A 26,982-nucleotide genomic window follows, 5' to 3' on the forward strand; every position below is an offset into this window, starting at 1 on the left:
CGTGAGCTCCGAACAGCGGGTGCTGCACGCTCCCGACCCGGCCGAACGCGAGAACCTGGCCACCTTCCTCAGCCGGGCGATCCGGCTCGACCCGGCCGCGGTGGTCCGGTTGCGGCGGCGGGGTTCCAGTCTCGTCTCCGCGTGGGTCGCAACAGGTTTCGAGACCCTCGCGGTGCGCACGGTCACCGCCGAACTCGGTGTCGACGATGTCACCGTCGGCGCCGATACGGTGCTGGCGGGTCTGCGCACCGGGCACCCGATCGACCTCGGCTACTCGATGGACTCGGCCTGGCGCGGTGCGCTGCCACCCGCCGACGGTTTCACCCACGTCGACGACGTCCCGGCTCGGGCACTGGTCGAGCTGGCCGAGCGCGGTGCCGATCTGGCCCGCGAGCACGGCGGGGCCCACGGCCCGCCCGCTTCGTTGCTGGACCAGTCGGTGCTCACCGTCACCGGCGCCGACGACCTCGCGGTCGAGGTCCCGATGCGGGTCGTCTTCGCCCTCACCGCCATGGACTTCATCCCGCACGCGGGGGAGAAGACCGAATCGCGCCGCATCCAGCCCACCGAACTGGTCCGCGTCCGCGCCACCCGCACCTGGCTGCGCCTCGACGCCCGTTACGGCTCCGTCGCGCGTCGCCTGGGTGGGGGGATCCCGCTGTCGCCCAGCTGAGGTCGTGCGCCGGGCTCAGACGCCCGTGGCTCCGTCGATGCGCTCGCGCAGCAGATCGGCGTGGCCGCAGTGGCGGGCGTACTCGGCGATCATGTGGGTGTAGATCCAGCGCAGGCTCACCCGGCTGTCCAGGAACGGGCTGGTGTCGTCCAGCTCGCGAGCGGCGCAATTGCGGCGGGCATGGGCGATCTCGTCTTGCCAGACCGCGACGGCCTTGTCGTAGGACGAGTCGTCGGTGAGCTCGAAACCACCGTCGTGTCCCGCGGTATCGGCGTGCGGGTCGTAGATCGGCGGCGCGGGCTCCTCGGCGAGGACTCGGCGGAACCAGTTACGTTCGACCTCGGCCATGTGCTGGAGCAGGCCGAGCAGGGTCAGCGCGGATGGCGCGGCGGCGGTGCGCAACTGGGCGTCGTCGAGACCCTGGCACTTGAGCGCCAGCGTCGCGCGGTAGAAGTCGAGCCACGCCTCCGTGGTCGCGCGCTCGTCGGCGTTCAGGGGCGGCATCGGTCGTTCGCTCGTGGTCACGGGCGACATGGTGCCAGTGGGGTCGGACATCTCCCGGCGACAACGAGGTCGCGCGCGCGGCGCCGGAGCAGAATGGTCGACGTGCGCGTGTCCGTAATCTCGGGGACGGTGGCCAGCAGCGGCGCGAGCCGGCCCGTGCCGACCATGACTCGACGGCAGTGTGACGATCAGGTCGGTGGACGCTCGCGAGTCGCCGCGTCACGGTCGTCGAGCACAGGGTGACGGCGCCGCGTCAGTGCACGCCGGCCAGTCGGAGGAGGGCGGTTGTCGCCGCCGCGGCGAGCACGGTGACGAGCAGCGGCGCACGGCGCCACGCGAGGAGGCCGCCGACCGTCACTCCGGCGGGCAGGGCGATGCCGAGTTCGCCGGACCCGGTCGGGAGGGTGGCGGTCGCGACCAGCGCCGCGAGCAGAATCAGCGCGCCGGTATCGAGAAGATGGATCATCCTGGGCGACAGGCGAAGTCGATGCCGAAGAGCCGGGCCGGTCCACCGCAGCGCGTAGGTGCCCGCGGCGAGCGTGAGCATCGCGGGCAGCAGGTAGGGGGTGTTCACGACGGGCACCGCCGCTGGGAGACGGGCGGAGTCCGGCCGGTCGCACAGGTCGGCACGACCCTCGGCGATCCGAGCGCGCGGCCGGGACGCGCGGGGATCGACCGGGCGGGTATCGACCGCGCACCGGCGTGCCCGGGCCGAACGGCCGAGGTCAGCATGGCTGTGCCGCCGGGCTCTCGGTCTGCTCCGGTGGCCGCAGCGCGAACACCAAGCCGAGCAGAGCGATCAGCACCGGCAGGCCGGCGGGGACGAACGGGGCGGCCGCGACCGCGAGTGCGGCGCCGACCAGGACCGGGCGCAGGGTGGCGCGGTCGCGCAGGGCGGGCAGGATGAGCGCGAGCAGGATCACCGGGAACACCGCGTCGAGACCGAGAGCCGAGGTGTCGGGGACGAGCGAACCCAGGGCGGCGCCGAGGGTCGCGCCCAGCGGCCAGCTCAGGGCGACGCCGATGCCGCAGGCCCAGTAGGCGGCGCGCTTGCGCTCCTGGTCGCCGGGCGCGGTCGCGAACGCCACCGACTCGTCGTTGAGCACGTGGATGCCGAGCACTCGCTTCCAGCCGTGGCCGAAGACCTCCGGCGCCGACAGGCCGTAGGGCAGGTGCCGGGCATTGAGCAGCAGTCCGGCGACGACGGCGGCGAGCGGGCTACCGCCCGCCGCGACGATGCCGAAGAACAGCAGCTCGGACCCGCCGGCCAGCACCGTCACCGCCATCACGATCGGCATCCAGACCGGGAACCCGGCCGCGATCGTCGATGCGCCGTAGGACACGCCGAAGAGGCCGACGGCCAGGCAGGCCGCGGCCACGGCGGTGACGGTTCGCCGATCGAGTGTTCGCCATATCGAACGCATGTTTCTCATATTGAACGCGACAGGTGGGTAAAGTCAACGCGAAATCGCCAGCTCCCAGGAGGCGTTGATGGACCGGCAGGACCCGGTGACCGGACCACCCCAAGCGGTGATCGCGGCATCGCTGCGCCGCGAACGCGCGCGCGCTGGTTTGTCGCTGACCGAGGTCGCGAGCCGGGCCGGCGTCGCGAAATCGACACTGTCGCAACTGGAATCGGGCACCGGCAATCCCAGTCTGGAAACCCTGTGGGCGCTGTGCGTCGCGCTGGAGATGCCGTTCTCGCGGCTGCTCGACCCGCCCCGGCCCAATGTCCAGGTGATCCGCGCCGACGAGGGCGCGCCGGTGCCATCGGCCGACGCGGACTATCGAGTGACATTGCTCGCAGCGGGGCAGTCGCACACGCGCTGCGATGTCTACCGGATCGCGGCCGAACCCGGCCATACCCGCCGCTCCGATCCGCACAACCCGGGCGTGGTCGAGCACGTGGTGCTGGCCGCCGGGCGCGCGCTGGTCGGCCCGGCGGACGAGCCCATCGAGATCGGCCCCGGCGATTACGTCCGCTACCTGGGCGATCTTCCGCACATCTTCGAGGCGCTGGAACCGGGGACCTGGGCCTCGATGGTCATCGAGAGCCCCTGACTCAGGCGGCTCCTTCGCCGAGATACTGCAACCAGATCGGATCCAGGTCGGCGGTGGTGGACAGCAGCCGCCAGTGCGGTCCCTTGGGGGAGACCAGGGGGTGGCGCAGCGTCCAGCCGAGCTCGGTGAGCATCTTGTCGGCCTTGCGGTGATTGCAGGGGGCGCAGCTGGCGACGCAGTTCTCCCACGAGTGCTCGCCGCCGCGGCTGCGCGGGATCACGTGGTCGATGGTCTCGGCCTTGCCGCCGCAGTAGCCGCAGCGATAGCGGTCGCGGTGCATGAGCGCGGCGCGGGTCATCGGCACCCGGGCGCGGTAGGGCACGCGCACGTAGGTGCGCAGCCGGATGACGGAGGGAATCGCCACTTCGGCGCCTGCCGAGTGCAGGACCGGGGCTTCGGGGTTGTCGTGGACCGCGTCGGCTTTGGCGCAGATCAGCAGGACGACGGCACGGCGCGCGGACAGCGCGGTGAGCGGTTCGTAGGTGGCGTTGAGGAGGAGGACCCGGCGTTTGCGCCACGCGGCGGCGTCGTGGTCTCCGGCAAGATGCAATGGCGCGGGGTGATGCGGCAGGTCGTGATGACCGTGTGCGCCCGGATGGTGATCGGACAAGATATGCAGCGGGATAGCCCCCGAGCCACGATTGTGGACGTCGGCGGGCTGGAGTTGTCGGTGCGCGCGCGCCTCGTGTGACCGGGCGCCTGGTCGCTGCTTCATCTTGACCTCAATTTCATGATTGGCAGGATCATGTGGTATCTGGGGCCGATACTGCCCCCCAGTTGACCATGGTTCTGCCGGTATTGCACGGCTATTTTTCAAACTTTCGGGTGAACTGTGGTTGAAGGGCCACGCGTTCGTGATGCGCGGCTGCCGCCGCGTCGCGTGCCCGGTCATCGGGGCACAATGGACGTCGTGACTTCAGGTGAGCAGACAACGACCTCGTTCTACGAAGCGGTGGGTGGCGCCGAGACGTTCCGCCGCATCGTGTCCGTGTTCTATCGCGAGGTCGCTGTCGATGAGATCCTGCGCCCACTGTATCCGGAGGAGGATCTGGGCCCCGCCGAGCGTCGGCTGCGGATGTTCCTCGAGCAGTACTGGGGCGGGCCGCGGACCTATTCCGACGAGCGTGGGCACCCGCGGCTGCGGATGCGGCACAACCCGTTCGTCGTCGGCCCGCTCGAGCGTGACGCGTGGCTGCGGTGCATGACGATCGCGGTCGGGGAGATCGAGCCATCGATCCTGGACGACGCGCACCGCAAGCAGCTGATGGACTACTTCCAGATGGCGGCCGCCTCGCTGCAGAACGCGCCCGGGTGAGGGGAAGGGTGCCCCGCGTTCGCTGATGACCGGCAGGTGGCGCCGCGGTTTCGGGTCGATGCCGAGGTTTACCCCGATGTTTCGCTCCGGCGTGGCGAACGCTGGCGATTTGCCAGATTCGAAGAAAGTCTCGCGCCGTAGGAATATCCCGGGCAATCTTTGGCAATATTGCGGTTGTGACACAGACACCTGCCTCGCCGGTGCCGGGGGAAAACAGCACCGCTCCGTGGTGGACAACCGCCGTGTTCTATCAGGTCTACCCACGTTCGTTCGCCGACTCCGACGGTGACGGTGTCGGCGATCTGGGCGGCGTTCGCGAGAAGATGGGCTACCTGGAGTTACTGGGCGTCGACGCGCTGTGGATCTGTCCGGTGATGCGTTCGCCGCAGGCCGACGGCGGATACGACGTGGCCGACCCGCGCGACATCGACCCGCTCTTCGGCGGGCTGGCCGCGTTCGACGAGCTGATCGCCGAGGCACACGACCGCGAGATCAAGGTGACGATGGACCTGGTGCCCAATCACACCAGCGTCGAGCACCCGTGGTTCACCGCGGCCCTGGAGGCCGCGCCGGGCAGCCCCGAGCGGGCCCGCTATCTGTTCCGGGACGGCCGCGGCCCCGACGGGGCCGAGCCGCCGAACAACTGGCCGAGCATCTTCGGCGGCCCGGCCTGGACCAGGGTCACCGAGCCCGACGGCACCCCGGGCCAGTGGTACCTGCACATCTTCGCGCCGGAACAGCCGGACCTGAACTGGGAGAATCCCGAGGTCGCCGCCGATTTCGAGAAGACGCTGCGGTTCTGGCTCGACCGCGGGGTCGACGGCTTCCGGATCGATGTCGCGCACGGGATGGCCAAGCCCGACGGCCTGCCCGACATGGCGAAGGTCGAGACCAAGATGCTGGTCCACGACGACGACGATCCCCGCTTCAACAACCCGGGCGTGCACGCCATCCACCGCCGCATCCGCGCGGTCCTCGACGACTACCCGCACGCGGTGTCGATCGGCGAGGTATGGGTCGACGACAACACCCGCTTCGGCGAGTACGTGCGCCCGGACGAACTGCACCTGGCGTTCAACTTCCGCCTGGCCGAGACCCCCTACACCGCCGAGGGTGTGCGCGAGGCGATCACGCACTCCCTCGACGCGGTGAGCGGCGTCGGCGCCCCGCCGACCTGGACGCTGTCCAACCATGACATCGAACGCGAGGTCACCCGCTACGGCGGCGGCCGGATCGGGGTCGCGCGGGCGCGGGCGATGACGATGGTCGAGCTGGCGCTGCCCGGGGCGGTGTTCGTCTACAACGGCGCCGAACTCGGCCTGCCCAACGTCGACGATCTGCCCGAGGACGCGTTGCGGGACCCGGTGTGGGAGCGCTCGGGCCACACCGAACGCGGGCGCGACGGCTGCCGGGTGCCGATCCCGTGGGAGGGCTCGACCACCCCGTTCGGCTTCACCACGGGCACGCCGTGGCTGCCGATCCCGGCCGACTGGGCCGACCGCACGGTGGAAGCCCAACTGGAGACCCTGCATTCGACGCTGTCGCTGTACCGGCTGGCGATCGATCTGCGTGGCACGCGGCCGGAATTCGCGGGTGACCGGATCGAGTGGTACGGCAGCCCGGACGGATGCCTGGCCTTCCGCAGGCCGGGTGGACTGATCTGTGTCCTCAACGCCTCCGACGGGCCGATCCAGCTGCCGCCGGGGGAGGTGCTGCTGGCCAGCGCCCCCGTCGCCGACGACCGGCTGCCCGCGAACGCGGCGGCCTGGCTGGTCTGAGGAGGGTGGACACGCGGTTTCGGGAGTGCCGGAGGATGAACTACTACAGAGCATCGTCTACCGTTGGACCGTGAGCATTCTCGAGACAGTGCTGATCTTCGTCGGCATCCCGGCCGCGATCTACTTCGCGATCGCGGGTTTGTCCTATCTCGGTAAGCCATTCCCCGGTGAGAAGCCGGCCCACTTCGCGCTCGGGCAGAAGTGGACCCACTCGCCGGTGCTGTGGAGTGCTACCGACGAGGTGACCGCCGCGGCGGGTCACCACACCGCCGAGTCGCATGGCAGCCATGCGGCTCTCGAAGCCGCGAACGCGGAGCTGATCGGAGGCCGGGCAAGTGGCAAGTTCTAAGTGGCCCGCGGTGGTCGAGGCCGACCTGCCGCACGGATTCGCACTGACCAGCAGCGGTCGCGTCTCGGGCGTGCACGAGCCGGGTACCGTCTTCGACGAGGTGCCTTTCACCGACCGTGAGCGCGTCATGCTCGACAACGCCCTCACCGAGGCGACCCGCGCGACCAAGGTCCGCTTCAACATCTACCTCGGCGATCTCGGCAACGACCCGGCGGCCGGCGCCGACGCGGTCCTGCCGAACACCCCCGAGGCGGCCGACTCGGTGCTCATCGCGGTCTCGCCGAACCAGGGCGCCATCGAGGTGCGCTCCGGTGCGCACGTCGCCGAGCGCGCCAACGATCGCATCTGCCAGCTGGGCGTCACCGCCGCGCTGGCGTCGTTCCGTCAGGGCAACCTGATCGACGGCCTGATCTCCGCCGTCCGCGTGATGGCCGCGGCCATCGGCCGCTAGTTCGTTTCCCGCCGACCGGCGGAAGGCATCGGGGCTGTGGCCGGTCCAGCGGTGGAAGGAACGGCGCAGGGCGCGAGCATCGGTGTAGCCCAGGCGGGCGGCGATGGATTGGACGGGGAGGTCGGACTCGCGCAGCAGACGTTCGGCACGGTCGCGGCGGGCGGCGTCGACTTCGTCGCGCCAGGTGGTGCCCGCCGCGGCGAGGCGGCGCTGGAAGGTGCGCGGACTGGCGGCGAAGCGAGCGGCGACGGCGGGAAGGGTGAGCTCGCCCGTGGCGAGTTCGTCGAGGATCGCGGCGCGCAGCGCCTCCTGATCGGTGGGGACGGGGCAGGAGCCGGCGAGGGCGAGCTCGGCGTGGTGCCGGACCAGGGCGCCCAGCTGCGGATCGGTGCCGGTGGGCAGGTCGGCGACGTCGAGGAAGGTCAGCTGGGCGTGCGGGGCGCCGAAATCGATGCGTTGGGTGCCGAAGAGATCGACGAGGTGCTGCCGGGTGGCGGGTGCGCGCCTGCGGAGCGCGACGTGGACCGGCGTGATCGCCGTCCGGGTGGCCTCGCGCATTCGCCGCAGCACGGTGGAGAGGATGAAGTCCTCGACCGGGGCCAGTAGCGGGTCGGGCTCGATCGCGTCGAACCGCAGGACCAGCAAGCGGCCGTCCTCGCGCACGGACCAGCCGACACCTGGATCGGTCACCAGGGCGCGCAGGTCGAACGCGATGCGGACGCTCTCGGCCAGGGTGGGTGCGCTGGTGAACAGGTAGTCCCACTCGAGCAACTGCCCACGATCGGCCGCGGCTCCCGCCCGGAGTCCGGCACCGGGACCGCCGATCGCCTCGGTGAGTTCCCAGATGCGCCAGGTCGACTCGGTGGGAATGCGGGCCAGGCCATCGGCGATGTCCGCGGGGTCGGGGCCGGGCAGATGACGCAGCTCGGCCTCGGTGACCCCGACACCCCGCGCGGTCGCCCGGATCAGCCGGGCGGTGCGTACCGGGATGGTGCTGTCGATCACCAGCGGATGTTAGTCGACGACAACCGTTCGCGGGCAACCGAAGTGCGAACCCTTCCAGCTGGACGATCTGGCGTGGAATGTCCGCCGCGCGGCGCCGGTGGTCCGCCGTCGATACCGCGCCCGCGCCGTAGGTTCTGAGTACGCCACGAAGGCGCTCCGTCGTTGAATCCGAGATTTTTTCCCGAACCGGGAATCAACGAGGCCCGGACTAACCTTTAAAGTATCGATGACTGGTTAGAACAACGGATCCCATCCGCACGACCCAGAAGAGCGAGCCCATGACCAACCACACCGTCCTCGCGCTGTCGGGCAGCCTGCGCGCCGACTCGCACAACACCGCCCTGCTGCGCGCCGCCCAGAAATTCGGCGCCGGCCTCGACATCGAGATCTACGACGGGCTCCGGGCGATCCCGCCCTACGACCAGGACCTGGATACGCCCGATCAGCGACCCGCCGCGGTGGCCGACCTGCGTCGCCGCATCGCCGCCGCCGACGGCGTGCTGATCGCGACGCCGGAGTTCAACTACTCGATCCCCGGTGTGCTCAAGAACGCCATCGACTGGGTCAGCACCGACTGGACCAGAACCGAAGGGCTGCCGCTGCTGCGCAAGCCGGTCGCGATCATGGGCGCCGCGCCCACCCAATTCGGTTCGGTCCGAGCGCAACTGGCGTTGCGACAGGTCTTCGTCTGGACCGAGAGCGATGTGGTGGTCAAGCCGGAGGTGATCGCCTTCCGGTCGCACGAGCGGTTCGACGACGCGGGCAACCTGGTCGACGAGACCACCATCGACCTGCTCCAGAGCCTGCTCGCCGCGCTCGCCGGGAAGATCGAACGGGCGAAGGGGTAGTCGTGACCGGGCACTACGCGCAGGTCGCGTTCACTCCGCTGGTGCGCGAGCACCAGCGCGCGCACGGCAGTCTGCGCAGCTACGAGCGGATGGCGCAGGTGCCCGAGGTCGCCGACCGGATCGGGCCCGACGAGGCCTGGTTCATCGGCGAGCGGGACAGCTTCTACCTGGCGACGGTCGGTGAGACCGGCTGGCCGTACATCCAGCATCGCGGTGGCGCACCGGGATTGCTGAAGGTGCTCGGTGATCGCACGTTGGGTTTCGCCGACTTCCGCGGCAACAAGCAATACATCAGCCGCGGCAATCTCGACCACGACGACCGGGTCTCGCTGTTCCTCATGGACTACGCCGCGCAGGCGCGGATGAAGATCTTCGGCCGGGCGCGAGTGGTCGAAGCCGCCGACGATCCGGACCTGGTCGCCTCGCTGGCGGTCGAGGGGTATCGCGCGCAGCTCGAGCGCGCGGTGTTGATCGACATCGAGGCGTTCGACTGGAACTGCCGTCAGCACATTCCGCCGCTGTATCCACGCGCGGCGGTCGCCGAGGCGATGCAGGTCCTGCGCGATCGGATCGCCGAACTCGAGGGCGAGATCGCCCGGCTACACACGGAAAGGAGGTGACCGACATGCGACGTGAACATCTCGCCTGGGCCGGACTCGCGGCGATGACCGTGTCGTTCGGGCTGAACTTCACGATGGGCGTGTTCTTCGCCCCGACGGCCGCGGCCTACGGCGTCTCGGCGACGGCACTGGCCGTCGCCGCCGCGCTGGGCACCACGGTCACCGGGCTGGCGCAGCAGGGCATCGGCAGGCTGCTGGATCTGTTCGGGCCCAAGCTCGTGCTGATCGGCGGGCTCACCCTGATCTCGAGCAGCTATCTGGTGCTGGCCACCGTCACCGAGACCTGGCAGTTCGTCGCGGCGTACATGGTGCTGGGCGGACTCGGCTTCGCGTCGTCGTCGACGCTGACCGTGACGACGCTGCTCGGCCGCGCGCACGGCCCGCAGGCCGGACCCGCCATGGCGCGGGCCGCGATCGGCATCAACCTGGGACAGCTGATCACGCCATGGGCGGCCACGGCGCTGTTCGAGCCGATCGGGGTGCGCGCCACCTTCGCGCTGCTGGGCGCGATCGGGCTGGCCGCCACCGCCGCGCTGTGGGTGCTGCTGCCCACGGATCAGCGGGCGGCGACCAGCGCCGGTGCGGGGGAGTCGCTGGCCGATCGATGGAAAGTGCTGGTGTCGTTCGGTTTACACGCGGCGACCCTGTACGTGGTGGTGCTGATGCTGCCCAAACACGCCGTGGAGCAGGGCTGGTCGGTGGCGGGTGCGGGCAGGCTGGTGGCGCTGGCCGCCCTGGCGGCCGGGCTCACCTCGGCGGCGATGGTGCGACTGTTGCGCCGCTTCCCGCCGGAATCGCTGCTCCGGGTGCTGTATTCGGTACGCCTGGCCGCCCTGCTGCCCGCTGTGTTCGTGCCCGGACCCCAGGTGCTGGTCGTGGTGGCCGTGCTGTTCGGCATCGCCTCGTTCCCGGTCATCCCACTGACCATGGCCATTCTGTCGCGCGGCCTCGACCCGGCGCGGATGGGCCGCACGCTCGCCCCCGCCTGGGTGATCCACCAGCTGGCCGCCGCCGCCGGCCTCGGCGTGGCCACCGTCGTGCACGCCCTCACCGACAGTTACCGCGGCTATTTCGCGCTCGGCCTGGTGTTCACCGTCGCCGCCGCCGCACTGATCACTCCGGTCCGCCACCGCGAACCGGTCACCGTCTGAAAGGAACACCCGATGACCGAGCTTCCGGCGATCCCGGATTCGGCGCTGGTGGCCGAGGCCACCGAGCTGGTCCGCGCCGCGGCGAGTCCGCTGATCTACCACCAACTCCCGCCGCGTCTACTACTTCGGCGCGCTGCGCGGGGCGGCGTCCGGCCCGAGCTACGACCCCGAGATCCGCTACGTCTGCGCCATGTCCCACGACCTGGGCCTGACCCGGCGCTACCGCTCCGGCAACCAGCGTTTCGAGATCGACGGCGCCGACAGATCCTCGCCGCCTTCACCGAGGCCGTCCAGAACTCCACCTGGTCCGAGTAATCACACCCATCGAGAAAGAGAGATCCAGCATGAGCCAGATCAGCCACAACACCGTCCAGATCCAGGGGCAGACCGTCTTCTATCGCGCGGCGGGCAACCCGGAGAACCCCACTCTGCTACTGCTGCACGGCTTCCCGAGCAGCTCGGCCATGTTCCGCAACCTGATCCCGGCTCTCGCCGACGACTACTACGTGATCGCGCCCGACCATCTCGGGTTCGGCCAGTCGGGCGCCCCGAGCGTCGAGGACTTCGACTACACCTTCGACTCGCTGACCGACATCACCCTGGAATTGCTCGACACCCTCGGTATCGAGCGCTTCGCGATCTACATCCAGGACTACGGCGCCCCCATCGGCCTGCGCATCGCCTCGCGCCACCCGGAGCGGATCACCGCCATCATCACCCAGAGCGGCAACGCCTACATGGAGGGCTTCACGCCGTTCTGGGAGGTGCTGTTCGCGCACGCGAACGACCGCGTCACCCACGAACCCGAGGTGCGCAAGCTGCTCGAGCTCGACGCCACCAAATGGCAGTACACACACGGTGTTCCGGCCGATCGGCTGGCGTTGGTCAGCCCGGACACGTGGACCCTCGACCAGGCCTACCTGGATCGCCCCGGCAACAAGGAGATCCAGCTGCAGCTGTTCTTCGACTACAAGAACAACCTCGACGGCTACCCCGCGTTCCAGAAGTACTTCGCCGAGCATCAGCCGCCGACGCTGATCGCCTGGGGTGAGCACGACGAGATCTTCGGCGCCGACGGTGCCCGTGCCTACCTGCGCGATCTGCCCGACGCGGAACTGCACCTGCTCGACGCCGGTCATTTCGCGCTGGAGTCGCACGGACCGGAGATCGCGGCGCTGATTCGCGACTTCCTCGGCCGGGTGCTGCGCTGAGTCCGGGGGACGGCCGGGCCTCCCGGCCGTCCCCGCGGCATCGAGTACCCTGATCGGCGGTTTACCGGCCGCGCGTGGCGGCCGTTCGGTGGCACGTGGGGGGAACATGCGGACAGGAATCGCTCGGGTGATCACGGCCGCCGCGGTGGCCTGTCTGGCCGTGACGGCGGCGGCCTGTGGGCAGGACACGGCGAGCGTGACCGAGGTCGCGGGCACTCCCCGGTCCGACTTCTATTCGCCACCGGCGGAATCGATTCCGGGACCGCACGGCTCGGTGATCCGGACCCAGCCCGTCACCGGTTCGCAGGCGGTGCCGGGAGCCAGGAACTTCCTGGTGCTGTATCGATCGGTCGACGCGCAGGGCAAGCCCGTGGCGGTCTCGGGCACGCTCGCCGTGCCGGAGGGGACACCGCCCGCGGGCGGCTGGCCGTTGCTGTCCTGGGCGCCGGGCACCAACGGGGTCGCCGATGTGTGCGCGCCCTCGCGCGCCGAGGGGTCCTCGCCGGGCAAGGACGAACAGGCGCGCTGGGTCGCCAAGGGCTACGCCGTGGCCAGGACCGATTATCAGGGCCTGGGCACGCCGGGCGACCACGGCTATCTGATCGGCGAGACCGAGCAGCGGGCGATGAGCGATATCGCCACGGCCGCACGAGAAGTCGACAAGACCGTGGGCGCGCGCTGGGTGGCGATGGGGCATTCGCAGGGCGGGCACGCCGCCTTGTTCGCCGCGAGCGCGGCCGGGGCGTGGGCGCCGGGCGCGCCACTGCTCGGCGCGGTCGCGCTGGCCCCCGCCTCCCATCTCGGCGAACAGGTCAGGATGGCGAAGTGGGCGGTGTCGAATCCGCTGGGCAAGCTCGGCACCGGTGACATCTCGCTGTATGTGCCCCTGCTGGTGCGTGGCGCGCAGACCGTCACCGATGTCGATCCCGGCCGGTTCCTCACCGGCCGCGCGGTCTCGTTGCTGCCGCTCGCGGACTCCGAATGCACCGCGGGACTGCGGGATCGGAGCAGGTGGGGTGGGCTCTCGGCGAAGGACGTGTTCACCGAGGACGGCGATCCGTCCGGCCTGCTGCGAGTCCTCGACGACAACGATCCCAGCGGATTGCGGTTCGCGGCACCGGTGCTGGTCCTGCAGGGGCGCTCCGACCTGACGGTGCCGCTGAAGTCGACCGACGCGATGGTGGCCGAACAGCAGCTCAACGGCCAGTCCGTCGACTACCGCAAGTACGACGACGTCGACCACAGCGGCATCGTCGCCGCCGGGTTCGCCGACGCGCTCGGCTGGGTGGACACCCGCTTCGGCATCACCCGCTGAGTTACGCCCACAGCAGAAGAACCGGGTGTGTCGGGACCGGCGTCCCTACGCTCGACGTATGGGCGAACACAACGGGTTGCGGGTGATTCCGGGCGGACGCGGCGAAGGGCGGCCGCGCCCCGAACCGTTGTGGCGCGAAGCCCTCGGTGAGCGGTTGCGGAGCCTGCGGCTCGAGCAGCGCTCGACGCTGGTCGACACCGCGGGGCGCGCGGGCATCTCGCCGCAGTACCTGTCGGAGGTCGAGCGCGGCCGCAAGGAACCCTCCAGTGAGATGATCGCGGCGCTGGCCGGCGCGCTCGGCACCTCGCTGAGCGAGCTGGTCGGCCAGGTGGCCGAAGCTATGCGCGGCCGGGTCCCGGCCCGGGCCGTGGTGGTCGGCGGCGACCGCAGCATCGCCACGCCCGTTCGGCCCGCGCCCGCGCAGAACTCGTTCGCCCCCAACGCCGTCCTGCTGGCGGCCTGAGCCGGACGGTTACGCCGTCAGGACGGATGCGAGCAGGCCGCGCAGCAGGTCGACCAGCGCGCTGACCGGCATCTCGGGATCGATCGCGCGCTGCACGCCGAGACCGATACCCAGCGAGAGCAGCTGCACGGCGGCATCGTCGGCCGAAATGGGCAGCTCGAAGCCCATCTCGTCGGCCTGGACCTGGATCAGTGAGCCGAGCACCGCGGTCATCGACCGCCTGCGCTCGGCCAGTTCGGTGCGCACCTCGGGCATGTGCCGGGTGCTGGTGGCGAATTCGACTTCGAGCGCGGTCCAGCCGACATCACCGATGTTCTCGTCGGCCCAGCGCGCGAAGCGTTCGATCCGCTCCGCCATGGAATCGCCGGTCAGCACCGCCGCGGCGAGGGATTCCGCGCGCTCGACGTGCACGACGTCGATCACGGCCAGGCCGAGTTCGTGCTTGGTGGCGAAGTTCGAGTAGACGGCGCCCTTGGAGAAGCCGGCCTCGGCGGCCACCTTCTCGAGGGAGGTCACGTTGTAGCCGTCGGCGAGGAACAGCCGCTTGGCGGTCTCGACCAGTCGTTCACGGGTCTGTGCGTGCGATTCCTTACGCGTCATCCGGGCGGCCACGGACCCAGTCTAGCAAATCTGGGGTACCGCTGGAATTCGAATACCGTTAGTATCCGAATTATGACTACACGACGTGGCCTCGCCATCGGATGCGGCGGCATCCTCGGTTTCGCCTGGACCGCGGTCGCCCTCGACGCCGTCGAACAGGCGCTCGGCTGGGATGTCCGCACCGCCGACGTACTGATCGGCACCTCCGCGGGCGCGGAGATCGTCGCCGCGCTCGGCTCCGGCCGGACCCCCGGCGATCTACTCGCCGCTCTCGACGGCGCGCCCGACGCGGATCCGGTCCTCGCCGACCACGTGGCGGTGGATCCCGGCATGACGCCGCCGGTACCCGCCCTCGGACTGCCCGGCCTCGGGCTGGTCGGCGCCGGTATGCGCAGCGGCTCGGTGTACACCGCGCTGGCCGGACTGCTGCCGAAGGGGCGTGGCGACGCCGACTGGCTGCGCGCGTTCGGCCGGGCGCTGACCCCCCGCGGCGGCTGGGTCGACCACCCGGCGACCTGGCTGGTCGCCGCCGACCCCCGCACGGGCGAGCGGGTCGCCTTCGGATCCCCGAGCGCGCCGACCGTCGACCTCGGCACGGCCATCGCCGCCTCCTGGGCCATCCCCGGCTGGTTCCCGCCGGTGCCGGTGCGCGGGCGCGCCTTCGTCGACGGCGGCGCGGTGTCCTCGGTGTCGGCCGATCTGCTGGCCCCCCTCGACCTCGACGAGGTGGTGGTCGTCGCGCCGATGACCACCGAGGGCGGTGCGTCCGCGACCGGCCTGAGCCGCGTCGAGCGCCTCCTGCGCGCTCAGATGACCCGCGGCCTCGACCGCGAGGTGGCACTGTTGCGCGCTGCGGGCACCCGGGTGATCCGGGTCGAACCCGGTCCCGCCGAACTCGCGGCCATGGGCCCGAACTTCATGGACTCCGCCCGGCGCCCGGCCACCCTGGCCGCCGCCCGCCGAGCCGTCCCCGCCCGGGTCGCCGAGGCGATCCGGACCGCTGTCGTCGAAGGAGAAATCGTATGAGTCACCACGAAGTGGTCGTGATCGGTGCGGGCATCTCGGGCATCTGCGCCGCCATCAAGCTCGCCGAGGCGGGCGTGGAGGATGTCGTCATCCTCGAGAAGGCCGAGACCTTCGGCGGCACCTGGCGCGCCAACACCTATCCGGGCTGCGCCTGCGACGTGCCCTCGGGCCTGTACTCGTTCTCCTTCGCGCCCAACAGCGAATGGTCGCGGCTGTTCGCGACCCAGCCCGAGATCCTCGCCTACGTCGACGGGGTGGCCCGCGACAACGGCTTGCCCGCCCGTACCCGCTTCGGGGTGGAAGTGCTCGGCGCCAGCTGGGATGACACCGACCGCCGGTGGCGCCTGGACACCAGCACCGGCGAGCTGACCGCCCGCTTCGTCGTCTCGGCCGCCGGACCGTGGAACGAGCCGCGCGTTCCCGAGATCCCCGGCCTGGCCGAGTTCCCCGGCGAGGTGTTCCACTCCGCGCGCTGGAACCACGACTACGACCTGCGCGGCAAGCGCGTCGCGGTGGTGGGGACCGGCGCCTCGGCGGTGCAGTTCGTGCCCGCCATCCAGCCCGACGTCGCCGAGCTGCACCTGTTCCAGCGCACCGCGCAGTGGGTGCTGCCCAAGCTGGACCACCCGGTGCCCGCCATCGAGAAGCGGGTGATGCGGCGCTTGCCGTTCGCGCACAAGGCCTTGCGTTCGGTCGAGTACGGGCTGATGGAAGCCCTCGGCGTGGCGTTCCGCAACCCGCGGCCGCTGATGCAGACCGTGCAGAAGGTCGGCTCGGCGTATCTGCGCGCGGTGGTGCGTGACCCGCGGCTGCGCGCCAAGCTCACCCCCGACTACCTGCTCGGCTGTAAGCGAATCCTGTTCTCCAACAGCTACCTCCAGTCGCTGACCAAGGACAACGTCGACGTGCACGCCACCGCCGTCGCCGAGTTCCGCGGCAGCACCGTGCACGGCGCCGACGGCAGCACCGCCGAGGTCGACGCCGTCATCCTCGGCACCGGCTTCCACATCCTCGACACCCCGCTGGCCGACATCGTGCGCGGCGCCGACGGCCGCACCATGGCCGAGCACTGGCAGGGCTCGCCCGAGGCCTACCTCGGCACGGTCACCACCGGCTTCCCCAACGCGTTCACCGTGCTCGGCCCGAGTCTGGGCACCGGCCATTCCTCGGCCTTCGCGATCCTGGAGGCCCAGGTCGACTTCCTGGTCTCGGCGATCGCGAGCGCCCGGCGCCGCGGCTGGGCGGTCCTGGACGTGCGTCCCGAGGTGCAGGCCCGCTACGTCGAGCAGGTGCAGGCGGCGCTGACCGGCACCGTCTACAACGCGGGTGGCTGCCAGAGCTACTACCTGGATGCCAACGGCCGCAACAGTTTCAGCTGGCCCTGGTCCACCGGCGAACTGACCCGCCGGGTCAGCGCCTTCGACCCCGACGATTTCAGCATCACCCACGACGACGAGATGGCGGTACCGGCATGAGCTACCCACGGATCGATCTGAACGGCGCGCTGGTCGCCATCACCGGCGCCGCGCGCGGCATCGGTCTGGCCACCGCCGCGGCCTTCGCCGCCAAGGGCGCCTATGTCGCGCTCGGTGACCTCGACGAGGCGCTGGCGGTGCAGGCTGCCGAGGGCCTCGGCGATCGTGCGCTGGGCCATGTCCTCGACGTCACCGACAAGGCCTCGTACGCGGCCTTCCTCGCCGCCGCCGAGAAGTGGCGCGGCGGACCGCTCGACGTCCTGGTGAACAATGCCGGCGTGATGCCCAACGGCGCCTTTCTGGACCAGTCCGACCGGATCGACCAGCTCACCATGGAGGTCAACGTCTACGGCGTCATCCACGGGATGCGGCTGGCCCTGCCCGGAATGGTGGCGCGCGGCTACGGCCACGTCGTGAACGTCGCTTCGCTGGCGGGCAAGTTCCCGATCAAGGGCCTGGCCGTGTACAACGCCAGCAAGTACGCCGTGGTGGGGCTGACCGCGGCGACCCGGCTGGAGATGGATTCCACCGGCGTGAGCGTGAGCGCGGTGCTGCCCTCGGCGGTGCGCACCGAACTCAGCTCCGGCATCGACTACGGCATCCTGCCCGCCGTCGACCCCGAGGACATCGCCGCCGCCGTGGTCCGCAGCGTGCGGACCAGGGCCGCCGAGACCGCGGTGCCGTCGTATGTGGGGCTGGCGGCCGATGTCGCCGGGCTGGTGCCCGAGCCGGTGATGCGGGTCCTGCGCAAGGCCGCCAACGACGACGCCGCGATCACCCGGGTCGACGACCGGGTGCGCCGGGCCTACCTGGATCGCATCGAAAAGCAGTGAGCCGCTGCTGAATCGCCGGCTGTGCTCGCACCGCATCCCGCGGGGGTCGGCTGGGCCGATCCCGCGGGCGCGCACAGCCCGGCGATCACTCCCGCTCGTGCAGTACGCGGTCGACCAGGCCGTACTCGAGCGCGGTCGCGGCGGTGAACACGCGGTCGCGGTCGGTGTCGCGCCGCAGGGTCTCCGGGGTCTGCCCGGTGTGCTTGGACAGGATCGCCTCGATCGCCGCGCGCATCCGGACGATCTCGTCGGCCTGCAGGATCAGATCCGGAATGGTGCCCTGACCGCGAGTCGCGGGCTGGTGCAACACGATCCGGGTGTGCGGCAGCATCGCGCGATGCCCCGCCGCGCCCCCCGCCAGCAATACCGCACCGACCGCGATGGCCTGGCCGACACAGGTGGTGTGCACGGGCGCCTTGATGAAACTCATCGTGTCGTAGACGGCGAGCATGGCGGACAGATCGCCGCCCTCGCAGTTGATGTACAGGCTGATCGGCTGGCCGGGGCTGTCGGATTCCAGGTGCAGCAGCTGGGCGATGAGCGCGTTGGCGACCCCGGAATCGATGGGTGTGCCCAGATAGACGATCCGCTCGCTGAGCAGGTGCGAGTAGATATCGGTGATCCGCTCACCGCCGCGATGCTGGGACACGACATTGGGAATCGTATAGCTGGTCATGGGTTCTCCTCTGCGAGAGCGTGTCTCACGCGGTGATGCCGATGCGGTGACGGTTGGGGATGACCTGGTCGAAGGATTCGACGATGTGGTCGATGAAGCCGTATTCCTTCGCCTGGGTGGCGGTGAACCAGCGGTCGTGCAGGGAGTCCTCGTAGACGCGATCGAAGGGCTGGCCGGTGTCGGCGGCGATCAGGCCGAGCACGGTGTCGACGGTGTAGCGCAGATCGTCGGCCTGCACCTCGACTTCGACGGCGCTGCCGCCGATTCCGGCCGAGCCCTGGTGCATGAGGATGCGGGCGTGCGGTAGCGCGAACCGGCGGCCGGGCGCGCCGGAGGACAGCAGGAACTGCCCGGCGCTGCACGCCAAGCCGAGGGCGAGGGTGGAGACCTCGCACGGGACCAGCCGCATCACGTCGCGGATGGCGAGCATCGAGGGCACCGAGCCGCCGGGGGAGTGGATCCACAGCGAGATCGGCGCCTCGGGGCCCTGCGCGGCCAGGGTGAGGAGCTGGGTGATCAGCAGGGTGCCGTTGTCGTCGTCGAGCGCGCCGTCCAGTACCAGGATTCGGCGCCCGAACAGCTGTTCGCGCGCCCGCCAGCTGAACATCGGGGTCTTGTCGTCGTGTGCCATGTCCCCACGGTGCCTCGCCCGCACCGTGTTTCGCGCCTTTTGCTGCCCCCAGCGGATCTGCTCACAGCAGCGAGCGAATCCACGGGATCGGCGCACGCCGCGTCGGTCCGTCCCGGTGAGTCAGCCCGCGGGTGTCGCGGCGAGTTCCTCGGCACAGGTGTCGAGGATCTGCCCGAAGACCCGGCCGATGAGCGGCTTGGCGAGGAGGCGGGTCACCGGTCCGCCCAGCAGCGGGACGCTGACCTCCGAGGTCGTGGTCCAGACGACCCGCGTGCCGCCGGGTGTGGCGGTGAAGGTCAGGGTACCGCCCTCGTGTCGCGCGGGCGGGAAGCTCCGATCGACCACGTAGTCGAACGAGCGCGGTGCGTCGTAACGGGTGATCCGCTCGTGGAAGTGGCCGATCAGCCAGGTGTGCCGGCGGATCGCTCCGACACCGTAGGGCGCGCCCTGCCCCGGAGTGATGAGCTTGTCGCGGAGCACCCAGCGCGAGCGCTCATAATTGGTGGTGTCGGCGCACCAGTCGAAGACCTGCTCGATCGGTGCCGCGATCACGCGTTCGACGACGACAGTTTCCATCCCGCTTCTCCCTCGAGGTCGACAGGGAGGAATTCCCCCGAATTGAATACTACTTCACGTAGTAGAGCGGGGTGGCCGAAAATCGCTGCGCCGCACAAGCGCAACGGGACGTGAGGCGGCGGGCAGAACGGCCGATGGCCCCGATCCGCCGCGGGGGATCGGGGCCATCGGGTGGTCCGGCTTACTTGGCGTCGAACTCCCTGGCGCGCAGCGAACGTTCGATGCCGGCCCGGCCCTCGGACACCAGGCGGTACAGGGCAGGCGGGTGATCGCCCGCCAGGAACTCGTCGGCCTTGGCGACCGCGTCCTCGCTGATCGCCCAGTGCGGGTACAGGCCGACGACGACGGTCTGGGCGACCTCGCTCGACCGGCGCTCCCACACCGCCGGGATCTCGGCGAAGTACTTGTCCACATACGGCGCGAGCAATGCGCCCTGACCGGCGGGCGCGAAGCCGCCGACGATGGCGCGGGCGGTGATGTTGGGCACCGAATCGTCACCCATCACGGTGTTCCAGGCCTGCGCCTTCACCTCGGCGATCGGGCGCGCGGTGGCCGCCGCCGCGGCCTGGCGCTTGCCCGCCGCGGTCGGATCGCCCGCCAGCTCGGCGTCGATGGTCGGCGCGTCGATCCCGTCGGCGTCGATCCGGCCCGCCGCCGCCAGGGCGGTGACGATGCGCCAGCGCAGATCCGTGTCGACGGTCAGCCCCGCCAGACCGGCCGCGGCCGGATCACCGTCGAGCAACTGGGCCAGCACCTCGGTGTGGCGCGGTGCGAGCTCGGCCGCGGTGAGCGCGTTGACGAAGGCCAGCTGGTGATCCGAGCCCGCCTCGGCGGCACCGGCCAGCTCGAGCAGCCGGTCGGCGAAGCCGGGCCAACCCTCCTGGTCGGCCCATCCCGGTTCGGCGTAGCTGGAGAGGGCGGTGGCGGCCTGCATGAGCAGGCGCTGCACCACGCCGATCTCGGACTCCGCGCCGATCCCGCGCTGCACCAGCGCGACGAAGTCGCGGGCCTTCATCTCGGCCTGACGGGTCATCTCCCAGGCCGCCGACCAGGCCAGCGTGCGCGGCAGCGAGTCGGCGATGTCCCCGATGCGCTGCACGACCACGTCGAGCGAATCGGGATCCAGACGCAGCGAGCAGTAGGTGAGGTCGTCGTCGTTGACCAGCACCAGTTTTCCGCGTGCCACGCCCACCAGCTCGGGTACCTCGGTGCGTCCGGTCGCGTCGAGGTCGAGCTCGGCGCGGTGGGTGCGCACCAGCTTGCCGTCGACATCGTCGTAGACGCCGACCGCGATCCGGTGCACGCGGTGCTCGCCGGCGCCGGGCTCGGCGCCCTCCTGCACCACGGCGAAGCTCGAGAACGTGCCGTCCGGCGCGACGAGGAAGTCGGGACGCAGGATGTTGAGGCCGGTGGTCTTGAGCCACTGCGCGCCCCAGCTCGACAGGTCACGGCCCGACGCCTTCTCCAGCGCGGCCAGCAGATCGTCGAAAGTGGCGTTGCCGTAGGCATGTTCGGCGAAGTAGTCACGCAGACCGGCCAGGAACGGCTGCAGGCCGACATAGGCGACGAGCTGCTTGAGCACCGAAGCGCCCTTGGCGTAGGTGATGCCGTCGAAGTTGACCTCCACCGCGTGCAGGTCGGGGATGTCGGCGGCGATCGGGTGGGTCGAGGGCAGCTGGTCCTGGCGATAGGCCCAGGACTTCTCCACATTCGCGAACGTGGTCCAGGCGCTGGTGTATTCGGTGGCCTCGGCCTGGCACAACACCGAGGCGAAGGTGGCGAAAGACTCGTTGAGCCACAGGTCGTCCCACCACTTCATGGTGACCAGGTCACCGAACCACATGTGCGCCATCTCGTGCAGCACCGTCTCGGCGCGGCGCTCGTAGGACGCGCGCGTGACCTTGGACCGGAAGACGTAGTCCTCGAGGAAGGTGACCGCGCCCGCGTTCTCCATCGCGCCCGCGTTGAATTCCGGCACGAACAGCTGGTCGTACTTGCCGAAGGCGTACGGCACGCCGAAGTTGTCGTGGTAGAAGGCGAAACCCTGCTTGGTCTCGGTGAACAGGCGCTCGGCGTCCATGTGCTCGGCCAGCGAGGCGCGGCAGAACAAGCCGAGCGGGATCTCGCCGTGGCTGTCGGTGTAGGTGTCGGTCCACCGCGCGTACGGGCCTGCGATCATGGCGACCAGGTAGGTGCTCATCTTCGGGGTGGTCACGAAGGTGTGCCGCACGACCGCGCCGACCTTGTGCTCCTCGGCGGTGGCGCCGTTGGAGACGACCTTCCAGTCACCGGGCGCGGTGGCGACGATGTCGAAGGTGGCCTTGAGGTCGGGCTGGTCGAAGCAGGCGAACATCCGCTTGGCGTCGGCGGTCTCGAACTGCGAGTACAGGTAGACGTTGTCGTCGGCCGGATCGACGAAGCGGTGCAGGCCCTCGCCGGTGTGCGAGTACTCGCAGTCGGCCTCGACGACGAGTTCGTTGGTCGCGGCCAGCGCGGGCAGGGTGATGCCGGTCGACTCGTCGTAGTCGCTCACATCGAGCGGGGTGCCGTTGAGGACGGCCGAGCGCACCCGCGCGGCCACCAGGTCGATGAAGGTGCTCGCGCCGGGGGTGGCGGTGAAGGTGACGGTGGTCTTCGAACCGAAGGTGTCCGACACTTCCGAACCCGCGCTGCGCGGCTGGTCGGTGAGGTCGAGTTCGATCCGATAGTTCTGCACGGCCACCGTCGCGGCGCGTTCGACCGCCTGGTCGCGGGTGAGATTCGGGGCGGACATAGATCTCCTTCGTCGTCGACGAACACGGCACTCCTCGCGCGTTCCGGTTCGCACCGGTGCGCACATCAGCGTCCACAATGCCACTTGCCGTGCGGCGTCGCTCACGAGTTTCCCGCCGATGCGGCGCCGCCCGCGCGCACCGGCGGCGCCGCCACCCACCGGTGGCGGCGCGGGTCCGGTCAGCGCATCGTGACGACGAGTTTCCCGAGCGTCCGATCCGTCTCGCCGATCGCGTGCGCCTTCGCCGCCTCGGCCCGCGGGAACACCCCGGCGATGGTCGGGCGGATGGTGCCGGCGGCGAGCAGGTCGGCGACCGCGTTCATGCCCGCGTGATCGGCCTCCACGAGCAGCGCGGCGAACCGGACGCCCCGCTCGGCGGCCGCGGCCCGCAGGTCGTCCTGGGCGCCGGCCCGGATGGTGACGAGCAGGCCGCCGGGTCGCAGCGTGGGCAGCGACCGGTGGGAGTTCTCCTCGCCGAGCGTGTCGAGCACCACATCGACGTCGCGCACGACCTGCGCGAAATCGACCTCCCGGTAGTCGATCAGTTCGTCGGCGCCCAGCGCGCGCAGGTGCTCGTGCTTGGGCGCGCTCGCCGTCCCGATGACATACGCGCCCCGCGACTTCGCGATCTGCACCGCGAGGTGGCCGACCCCGCCCGCGGCCGCGTGGATCAGCACCCGCTGGCCGGCCTCGAGATTCGCGGTGTCGACCAGCGCCTGCCAGGCGGTGAGCGCGGCCAGTGGGGTCGCCCCGGCCACGATGTGGTCGACCCCCGCGGGCTTGCGGGCGAAGGCGCGCGCGGGCCCGACGACGTACTCGGCCAGCGAGCCGTGCCCGTGCGGATAGGGCAGCATCCCGAACACCTCGTCGCCGGGCTCGAACAGGGTGACGCCGAAGCCGACCGCCTCGACGACACCGGAGACGTCCCAGCCGAGGACGAACGGCGGTGCGGGCAGGAACAATCCGGGGATCGCGCGATGTTTCCAGTCGGTCGGGTTGAGGCCGGCCGCGTGCACCCGGACGAGCAGCTGGCTCGGACCGGGGAGGGGGCGGGGGAGTTCGACCTCGTGCAGGACCTCGGGTCCGCCGAGGGAGTCCTGGCTGATGGCGTGCATGGTGTCGGTCATGGGGTCAACGGTGCCGGGTGCGACCCGGCGAGAAAATGGCAAGATTGTCATCCTCCGATAGAATCGTGCCATGCATCGCGTGGTGGTCCTGGCGCTCGACGGCGTCTACCCGTTCGAACTCGGTACGCCCCAGCGGATCTTCGGGACCCTCGACGACCGCTTCGAGGTACTCACCTGCTCGGCCGACGGGCGGCCGGTGCGGACCTGCGCCGACTTCCGGATCGCCGTCGAACACGGGCCCGAGTTGCTGGCGACCGCCGACACGGTGGTGATTCCGGCCTCCGACATCACCGAGGCGTTGCACGGGCTCGGCGAGGTGACCCTGGGCGCGCTGGCGCGGATCCGGCCCGGCACCCGGATCGTGTCGATCTGCACCGGAGCGTTCGTCCTGGCGGCGGCGGGTTTGCTGGACGGGCGGCCCGCGACCACGCACTGGCGCATGGCCGACTCGTTCCGCAGGCACTTCCCCCGGGTCCGGCTCGACCCGGACGTGCTGTTCGTCGACGACGGCGACGTCCTGACCTCGGCGGGCGCGGCCTCCGGCGTCGACCTGTGCCTGCACATCGTGCGCGCCGACCACGGCAGCGCGGTGGCCAACCACGTGGCGCGCCGCTGTGTGGTGCCGCCGTGGCGCGAGGGCGGTCAGGCGCAGTACATCGACCAGCCCGTCCCCGATCCCGCGATGGCCAGCACCGCCGCGACCAGGCACTGGGCGCTCGAACACCTCGAGCTTCCGCTGACCATGGCGGAACTGGCCGGGCACGCGCGAATGAGTCAGCGCACCTTCGCGCGCCGCTTCGTCGACGAAGTGGGGACGAGTCCGGGTCGCTGGCTCACCCAGCAACGCGTCGCCAGGGCCAGGCTCCTGCTCGAGGCCAGCGATCTGTCGGTCGAGCAGATCGCGAGCCGCGTCGGCTTCGCGACGGGCACCTCGCTCCGCCAGCACTTCCAGGTCGCCGTCGGCGTCGCCCCGCTGGCCTACCGCCGCACGTTCCGCGTCGCCGATGGCGAGCGCGCGACCGCCTGAGCGGCAACCCCGCCGACCGCGGCTGGTCCGGCTGCGCACCGGCGACCGTCATCGCGGCGCGGCTACGGCCAGGCTGGGCACACGTCGGCGACCGCCGTCGCGGCCTGGGTGAGAGCGCGCCGCATCGGAATGTGACCGCCCTCGCGTCGTGGTGACCAGGTCGGATTCGGTGCCGGGGGTGGCCGGTACAGTCCTTGCATACCGAGGATGTACGCCCACCCAGGATTCGGAGGCTCGACGTTGAAGCATGTGCACGCCGGGAAAGTTCGTGACCTCTACGAGGACGGCGACACCCTGCTGCTCGTCGCGTCGGACCGCGTCTCGGTCTACGACGTCGTGCTGCCGACGCCGATTCCGGAGAAGGGCGCGCTGCTGACGCAGCTGTCGAACTGGTGGTTCGAGTACTTCACCGGCATTCCCAACCACGTGGTCTCGGCCACCGACGTGCCCGCCGAGTTCGCCGGGCGCGGTATCCGGGTCAAGCCGCTGAAGATGGTCCAGGTCGAGTGCATCGCGCGCGGGTACCTGACCGGGTCGGGGCTCAAGGAGTACCAGCAGTCGGGCACCGTGTCCGGTATCGCGCTGCCGCCGGGGCTGCGGGACGGCGACAAGCTGCCCGAGCCGATCTTCACCCCCTCCACCAAGGCTGCCGAGGGGCACGACGAGGCGATCAGCTTCGCCGACGTGGTGAACCAGGAGGGTCGCGAGGTGGCCGAGCGGCTGCGCGATCTCACCCTCGAGATCTACTCGCGCGGTGCCGAGCACGCGGCGAAGGCGGGTGTGATCGTCGCCGACACCAAGGTCGAATTCGGCTGGGACGGTGACGTTCTCACCCTCGGCGACGAGGTGCTCACCTCCGACTCCTCGCGTTTCTGGCCCGCCGACGAGTGGGAGCCGGGCCGCGCCCAGCGCTCCTTCGACAAGCAGTTCGTGCGCGACTGGTCGACCTCCACGGGCTGGAACAAGGAGTACCCGGGCCCGGAGATCCCCGCCGACGTGGTCGAGGCGACCCGGCGCAAGTACGAAGAGGCCTACGAGCGCATCACCGGCAAGACCTGGGGTGGCATCCAGTCCTGAGGTTTCCGCGACGCCCGTCGGTGAACGGGCGTCGCGCCCCCTCTCTTCGCGATCGTGGGGCGTCAGTGCACCGGCGCGAGAACGCCTTTGACCTCGCAGATGTGGTCCATATGCTCGGTGCCCCACGCGCCGAGCGTCACCAGCGCCGCATTGAGTGAGACCCCGAGCTCGGTGAGGGAGTACTCCACTTTCGGTGGCACCTGCGCGTAGACCTCGCGGTGGACGATGCCGTCGTGCTCGAGTTCGCGCAGCTGCTGGATCAGCATCTTCTCGGTCACCCCGGGGACCAGTCGCTTCAGGTCGCCGAAACGCTGGGTGCCGGTGGACAACGCCCACAGGATCAGCGCCTTCCACTTGCCGCCGACGACATCGAGCGCGGCATCGATACCGCAGGAATACGGACGCTCTCGCTGCTTCATGCTCGCCTTACTTACTTTTTGGTGAGTATTGGACTTGATAGTCGGTACTTGTGCAGTGTAGCGCTACCGGCGAATCTAGGAGTGCGTTGCCGACCGGCAACCAGAACTCCGAACCAAGGGGAAACATGACCAACTCGGCGACGGCGCAGCGGGTTTCGGTGCTCGGTCTCGGCGCGATGGGTACGGCGCTGGCGCGGGCGCTGCTCGCCGGCGGCCACCAGGTGACGGTGTGGAACCGCACCGCGGCGCGGGCCGAGGCGCTGGTGGCCGAGGGCGCGGTGCTCGCGGCGACCTCCGCCGAGGCGATGGCGGCGGCCGATCTGGTGATCCTGTGCGTGCTCGACGACCCGGCGGTGCGTGAACACGTCGAGCCCGCCGCGGCGCGACTGCGTGGTCGCACCGTGGTGAACCTGACCACCACCACGCCGGAGCAGGCACGGTCGCTGGGCGCGTGGGCGCTGGCCAACGAAGTCGACCTGATCGACGGCGGCATCATGGCCGTGCCGTCGATGATCGGCGGACCGGCGGCGTTCGTGCTCTACAGCGGCGCGACCGCGGCCTTCGAGCGGTTCCGCGCCGTGCTGGAGCTGTTCGGCCGCGCCGAGTTCGTCGGCGCGGATTTCGGCGCCGCGGCGATGTACGACCTGGCGATCCTGGGCGGCATGTACTCGATGTTCGCCGGCTTCCAGCAGGGCGGCAAGATGGTACGCACCACCGGTGGCACCGCGGCGCACCTGGCCACGCTGATGGCGCCGTTCCTGCAGGCGATGACGACCATGCTCGCGCAGTACGCCCCCGGCATCGACGACCCGGAGAACTACGTCCCGGAGCAGAGCGCCGAATTCACCGCGGGCGCACTCGGCACCATCGACAAGGCGGCCGCCGAATCCGGCACGCCCACCGAACTCTTCGGTGTCCTGCTGCGCGCACTTCCCGGCATCTAGCCGCCGTGGGAGACCGCCGTCGGGCGCGATCGCGCGGTGACCGGGCCGGTCACC

Annotated in this window: 31 protein-coding genes; 20 read left to right on the top strand and 11 right to left on the bottom strand. The window is 70.3% G+C overall.

Features of this window, described 5'->3' with window-relative positions; genetic code table 11:
- Window position 1: 1 nt before the first annotated feature.
- Window positions 2–673, top strand: coding sequence for a hypothetical protein (locus tag V8688_RS11640; RefSeq protein WP_218721523.1), 672 nt, complete (start codon window positions 2–4; stop codon window positions 671–673).
- 15 nt (window positions 674–688) lie between these two features.
- Here V8688_RS11640 and V8688_RS11645 read toward each other — a convergent pair whose 3' ends face one another.
- The 3 genes from V8688_RS11645 to V8688_RS11655 form a co-directional block, all read right to left on the bottom strand.
- Entirely contained in the window at window positions 689–1,198 is a 510-nt protein-coding gene (locus V8688_RS11645) for a DinB family protein (RefSeq protein ID WP_308248672.1), read from the bottom strand.
- Window positions 1,199–1,430: 232 nt separating this feature from the next.
- A complete protein-coding gene (locus V8688_RS11650; RefSeq protein WP_308248671.1) occupies window positions 1,431–1,751 on the bottom strand; it encodes an AzlD domain-containing protein in 321 nt (106 codons plus the stop codon).
- 151 nt (window positions 1,752–1,902) lie between these two features.
- On the bottom strand, window positions 1,903–2,601 hold the full coding sequence (locus V8688_RS11655) for an AzlC family ABC transporter permease (protein ID WP_218721522.1): 699 nt from the start codon (window positions 2,599–2,601) through the stop codon (window positions 1,903–1,905).
- A gap of 67 nt (window positions 2,602–2,668) precedes the next feature.
- Between V8688_RS11655 and V8688_RS11660 the strand changes: the two genes are divergently transcribed.
- Complete coding sequence (locus V8688_RS11660) at window positions 2,669–3,238, top strand: XRE family transcriptional regulator (protein ID WP_218721521.1); 570 nt, start codon at window positions 2,669–2,671, stop codon at window positions 3,236–3,238.
- A gap of 1 nt (window position 3,239) precedes the next feature.
- Here V8688_RS11660 and V8688_RS11665 read toward each other — a convergent pair whose 3' ends face one another.
- Window positions 3,240–3,953: an HNH endonuclease gene (locus V8688_RS11665; protein ID WP_255588610.1), complete on the bottom strand. Its 714-nt coding sequence runs from the start codon at window positions 3,951–3,953 to the stop codon at window positions 3,240–3,242.
- 186 nt (window positions 3,954–4,139) lie between these two features.
- On the opposite strand from V8688_RS11665, the gene V8688_RS11670 reads away from it, so the two are divergent.
- The 12 genes from V8688_RS11670 (at window position 4,140) to V8688_RS11725 (ending at window position 13,744) form a co-directional block, all read left to right on the top strand.
- Window positions 4,140–4,553: a globin gene (locus tag V8688_RS11670; protein WP_218721520.1), complete on the top strand. Its 414-nt coding sequence runs from the start codon at window positions 4,140–4,142 to the stop codon at window positions 4,551–4,553.
- Window positions 4,554–4,729: 176 nt separating this feature from the next.
- The gene (locus V8688_RS11675; protein WP_308248670.1) at window positions 4,730–6,331 is read left to right on the top strand and encodes a glycoside hydrolase family 13 protein; all 1,602 of its coding nucleotides are present in this window, start codon (window positions 4,730–4,732) and stop codon (window positions 6,329–6,331) included.
- A 70-nt stretch (window positions 6,332–6,401) separates the two neighbouring features.
- A complete protein-coding gene (locus V8688_RS11680; RefSeq protein WP_218721519.1) occupies window positions 6,402–6,680 on the top strand; it encodes a hypothetical protein in 279 nt (92 codons plus the stop codon).
- A complete protein-coding gene (locus V8688_RS11685; RefSeq protein ID WP_316573839.1) occupies window positions 6,667–7,131 on the top strand; it encodes a DUF5130 domain-containing protein in 465 nt (154 codons plus the stop codon). The genes V8688_RS11680 and V8688_RS11685 overlap by 14 nt, the downstream gene beginning before the upstream one ends.
- 51 nt (window positions 7,132–7,182) lie before the next feature.
- The gene (locus tag V8688_RS11690) at window positions 7,183–7,737 is read left to right on the top strand and encodes a hypothetical protein (RefSeq protein WP_342800782.1); all 555 of its coding nucleotides are present in this window, start codon (window positions 7,183–7,185) and stop codon (window positions 7,735–7,737) included.
- A 677-nt stretch (window positions 7,738–8,414) separates the two neighbouring features.
- Window positions 8,415–8,984, top strand: coding sequence for an NADPH-dependent FMN reductase (locus V8688_RS11695; protein ID WP_218721517.1), 570 nt, complete (start codon window positions 8,415–8,417; stop codon window positions 8,982–8,984).
- A 2-nt stretch (window positions 8,985–8,986) separates the two neighbouring features.
- Window positions 8,987–9,604, top strand: a complete 618-nt coding sequence (locus V8688_RS11700) for a pyridoxamine 5'-phosphate oxidase family protein (RefSeq protein ID WP_316573841.1) — start codon at window positions 8,987–8,989, stop codon at window positions 9,602–9,604.
- A gap of 5 nt (window positions 9,605–9,609) precedes the next feature.
- Window positions 9,610–10,755 (top strand): MFS transporter, encoded by a 1,146-nt coding sequence (locus tag V8688_RS11705; RefSeq protein ID WP_218721515.1) that lies wholly within the window; start codon window positions 9,610–9,612, stop codon window positions 10,753–10,755.
- Window positions 10,756–10,767: 12 nt separating this feature from the next.
- On the top strand, window positions 10,768–11,070 hold the full coding sequence (locus V8688_RS11710; protein ID WP_342800783.1) for a hypothetical protein: 303 nt from the start codon (window positions 10,768–10,770) through the stop codon (window positions 11,068–11,070).
- Between the two features lie 29 nt (window positions 11,071–11,099).
- Window positions 11,100–11,966: an alpha/beta hydrolase gene (locus V8688_RS11715; RefSeq protein ID WP_342800784.1), complete on the top strand. Its 867-nt coding sequence runs from the start codon at window positions 11,100–11,102 to the stop codon at window positions 11,964–11,966.
- Between the two features lie 106 nt (window positions 11,967–12,072).
- Window positions 12,073–13,281, top strand: a complete 1,209-nt coding sequence (locus V8688_RS11720; protein ID WP_316573844.1) for a lipase family protein — start codon at window positions 12,073–12,075, stop codon at window positions 13,279–13,281.
- Between the two features lie 58 nt (window positions 13,282–13,339).
- Window positions 13,340–13,744, top strand: coding sequence for a helix-turn-helix transcriptional regulator (locus V8688_RS11725; RefSeq protein ID WP_342800785.1), 405 nt, complete (start codon window positions 13,340–13,342; stop codon window positions 13,742–13,744).
- A gap of 9 nt (window positions 13,745–13,753) precedes the next feature.
- Here the strand turns inward: V8688_RS11725 and V8688_RS11730 are convergent, their stop codons facing one another.
- Complete coding sequence (locus V8688_RS11730) at window positions 13,754–14,356, bottom strand: TetR/AcrR family transcriptional regulator (protein ID WP_308248668.1); 603 nt, start codon at window positions 14,354–14,356, stop codon at window positions 13,754–13,756.
- A 60-nt stretch (window positions 14,357–14,416) separates the two neighbouring features.
- Here V8688_RS11730 and V8688_RS11735 point away from each other — a divergent pair, with 60 nt between their 5' ends.
- Genes V8688_RS11735 through V8688_RS11745 form a run of 3 tightly spaced genes read left to right on the top strand, consistent with a single transcriptional unit; the run spans window position 14,417 to window position 17,678 of the window.
- Entirely contained in the window at window positions 14,417–15,370 is a 954-nt protein-coding gene (locus V8688_RS11735; protein ID WP_342800786.1) for a patatin-like phospholipase family protein, read from the top strand.
- On the top strand, window positions 15,367–16,845 hold the full coding sequence (locus tag V8688_RS11740) for an NAD(P)/FAD-dependent oxidoreductase (protein ID WP_218721510.1): 1,479 nt from the start codon (window positions 15,367–15,369) through the stop codon (window positions 16,843–16,845). Before V8688_RS11735 ends, V8688_RS11740 begins: the two co-directional genes overlap by 4 nt.
- Window positions 16,842–17,678: an SDR family oxidoreductase gene (locus V8688_RS11745; RefSeq protein WP_218721509.1), complete on the top strand. Its 837-nt coding sequence runs from the start codon at window positions 16,842–16,844 to the stop codon at window positions 17,676–17,678. Before V8688_RS11740 ends, V8688_RS11745 begins: the two co-directional genes overlap by 4 nt.
- Before the next feature lie 85 nt (window positions 17,679–17,763).
- On the opposite strand, the gene V8688_RS11750 is transcribed toward V8688_RS11745, so the two are convergent.
- The 5 genes from V8688_RS11750 to V8688_RS11770 form a co-directional block, all read right to left on the bottom strand.
- A complete protein-coding gene (locus tag V8688_RS11750; RefSeq protein WP_218721508.1) occupies window positions 17,764–18,354 on the bottom strand; it encodes an ATP-dependent Clp protease proteolytic subunit in 591 nt (196 codons plus the stop codon).
- A 25-nt stretch (window positions 18,355–18,379) separates the two neighbouring features.
- Window positions 18,380–18,985: an ATP-dependent Clp protease proteolytic subunit gene (locus V8688_RS11755; RefSeq protein WP_218721507.1), complete on the bottom strand. Its 606-nt coding sequence runs from the start codon at window positions 18,983–18,985 to the stop codon at window positions 18,380–18,382.
- Between the two features lie 120 nt (window positions 18,986–19,105).
- The gene (locus V8688_RS11760; protein WP_316573848.1) at window positions 19,106–19,561 is read right to left on the bottom strand and encodes an SRPBCC family protein; all 456 of its coding nucleotides are present in this window, start codon (window positions 19,559–19,561) and stop codon (window positions 19,106–19,108) included.
- 181 nt (window positions 19,562–19,742) lie between these two features.
- Window positions 19,743–22,334 carry an aminopeptidase N gene (gene pepN / locus V8688_RS11765; RefSeq protein ID WP_342800787.1) on the bottom strand — a complete coding sequence of 864 codons (2,592 nt, stop codon included), beginning with the start codon at window positions 22,332–22,334 and terminating at the stop codon, window positions 19,743–19,745.
- Window positions 22,335–22,513: 179 nt separating this feature from the next.
- Window positions 22,514–23,461, bottom strand: coding sequence for an NADP-dependent oxidoreductase (locus V8688_RS11770; protein ID WP_342800788.1), 948 nt, complete (start codon window positions 23,459–23,461; stop codon window positions 22,514–22,516).
- Between the two features lie 70 nt (window positions 23,462–23,531).
- Here V8688_RS11770 and V8688_RS11775 point away from each other — a divergent pair, with 70 nt between their 5' ends.
- Complete coding sequence (locus tag V8688_RS11775; protein WP_342800789.1) at window positions 23,532–24,488, top strand: helix-turn-helix domain-containing protein; 957 nt, start codon at window positions 23,532–23,534, stop codon at window positions 24,486–24,488.
- A gap of 207 nt (window positions 24,489–24,695) precedes the next feature.
- On the top strand, window positions 24,696–25,565 hold the full coding sequence (locus tag V8688_RS11780) for a phosphoribosylaminoimidazolesuccinocarboxamide synthase (protein WP_218721502.1): 870 nt from the start codon (window positions 24,696–24,698) through the stop codon (window positions 25,563–25,565).
- A 62-nt stretch (window positions 25,566–25,627) separates the two neighbouring features.
- Here the strand turns inward: V8688_RS11780 and V8688_RS11785 are convergent, their stop codons facing one another.
- Entirely contained in the window at window positions 25,628–25,984 is a 357-nt protein-coding gene (locus tag V8688_RS11785) for a helix-turn-helix domain-containing protein (RefSeq protein WP_218721501.1), read from the bottom strand.
- 50 nt (window positions 25,985–26,034) lie between these two features.
- On the opposite strand from V8688_RS11785, the gene V8688_RS11790 reads away from it, so the two are divergent.
- Complete coding sequence (locus tag V8688_RS11790; RefSeq protein WP_342800790.1) at window positions 26,035–26,928, top strand: NAD(P)-binding domain-containing protein; 894 nt, start codon at window positions 26,035–26,037, stop codon at window positions 26,926–26,928.
- The last annotated feature ends 54 nt before the right edge of the window (window positions 26,929–26,982 follow it).

It is taken from the genome of Nocardia sp. No.11, assembly GCF_038752175.1.
Classification (GTDB): Bacteria; Actinomycetota; Actinomycetes; order Mycobacteriales; family Mycobacteriaceae; genus Nocardia; species Nocardia canadensis.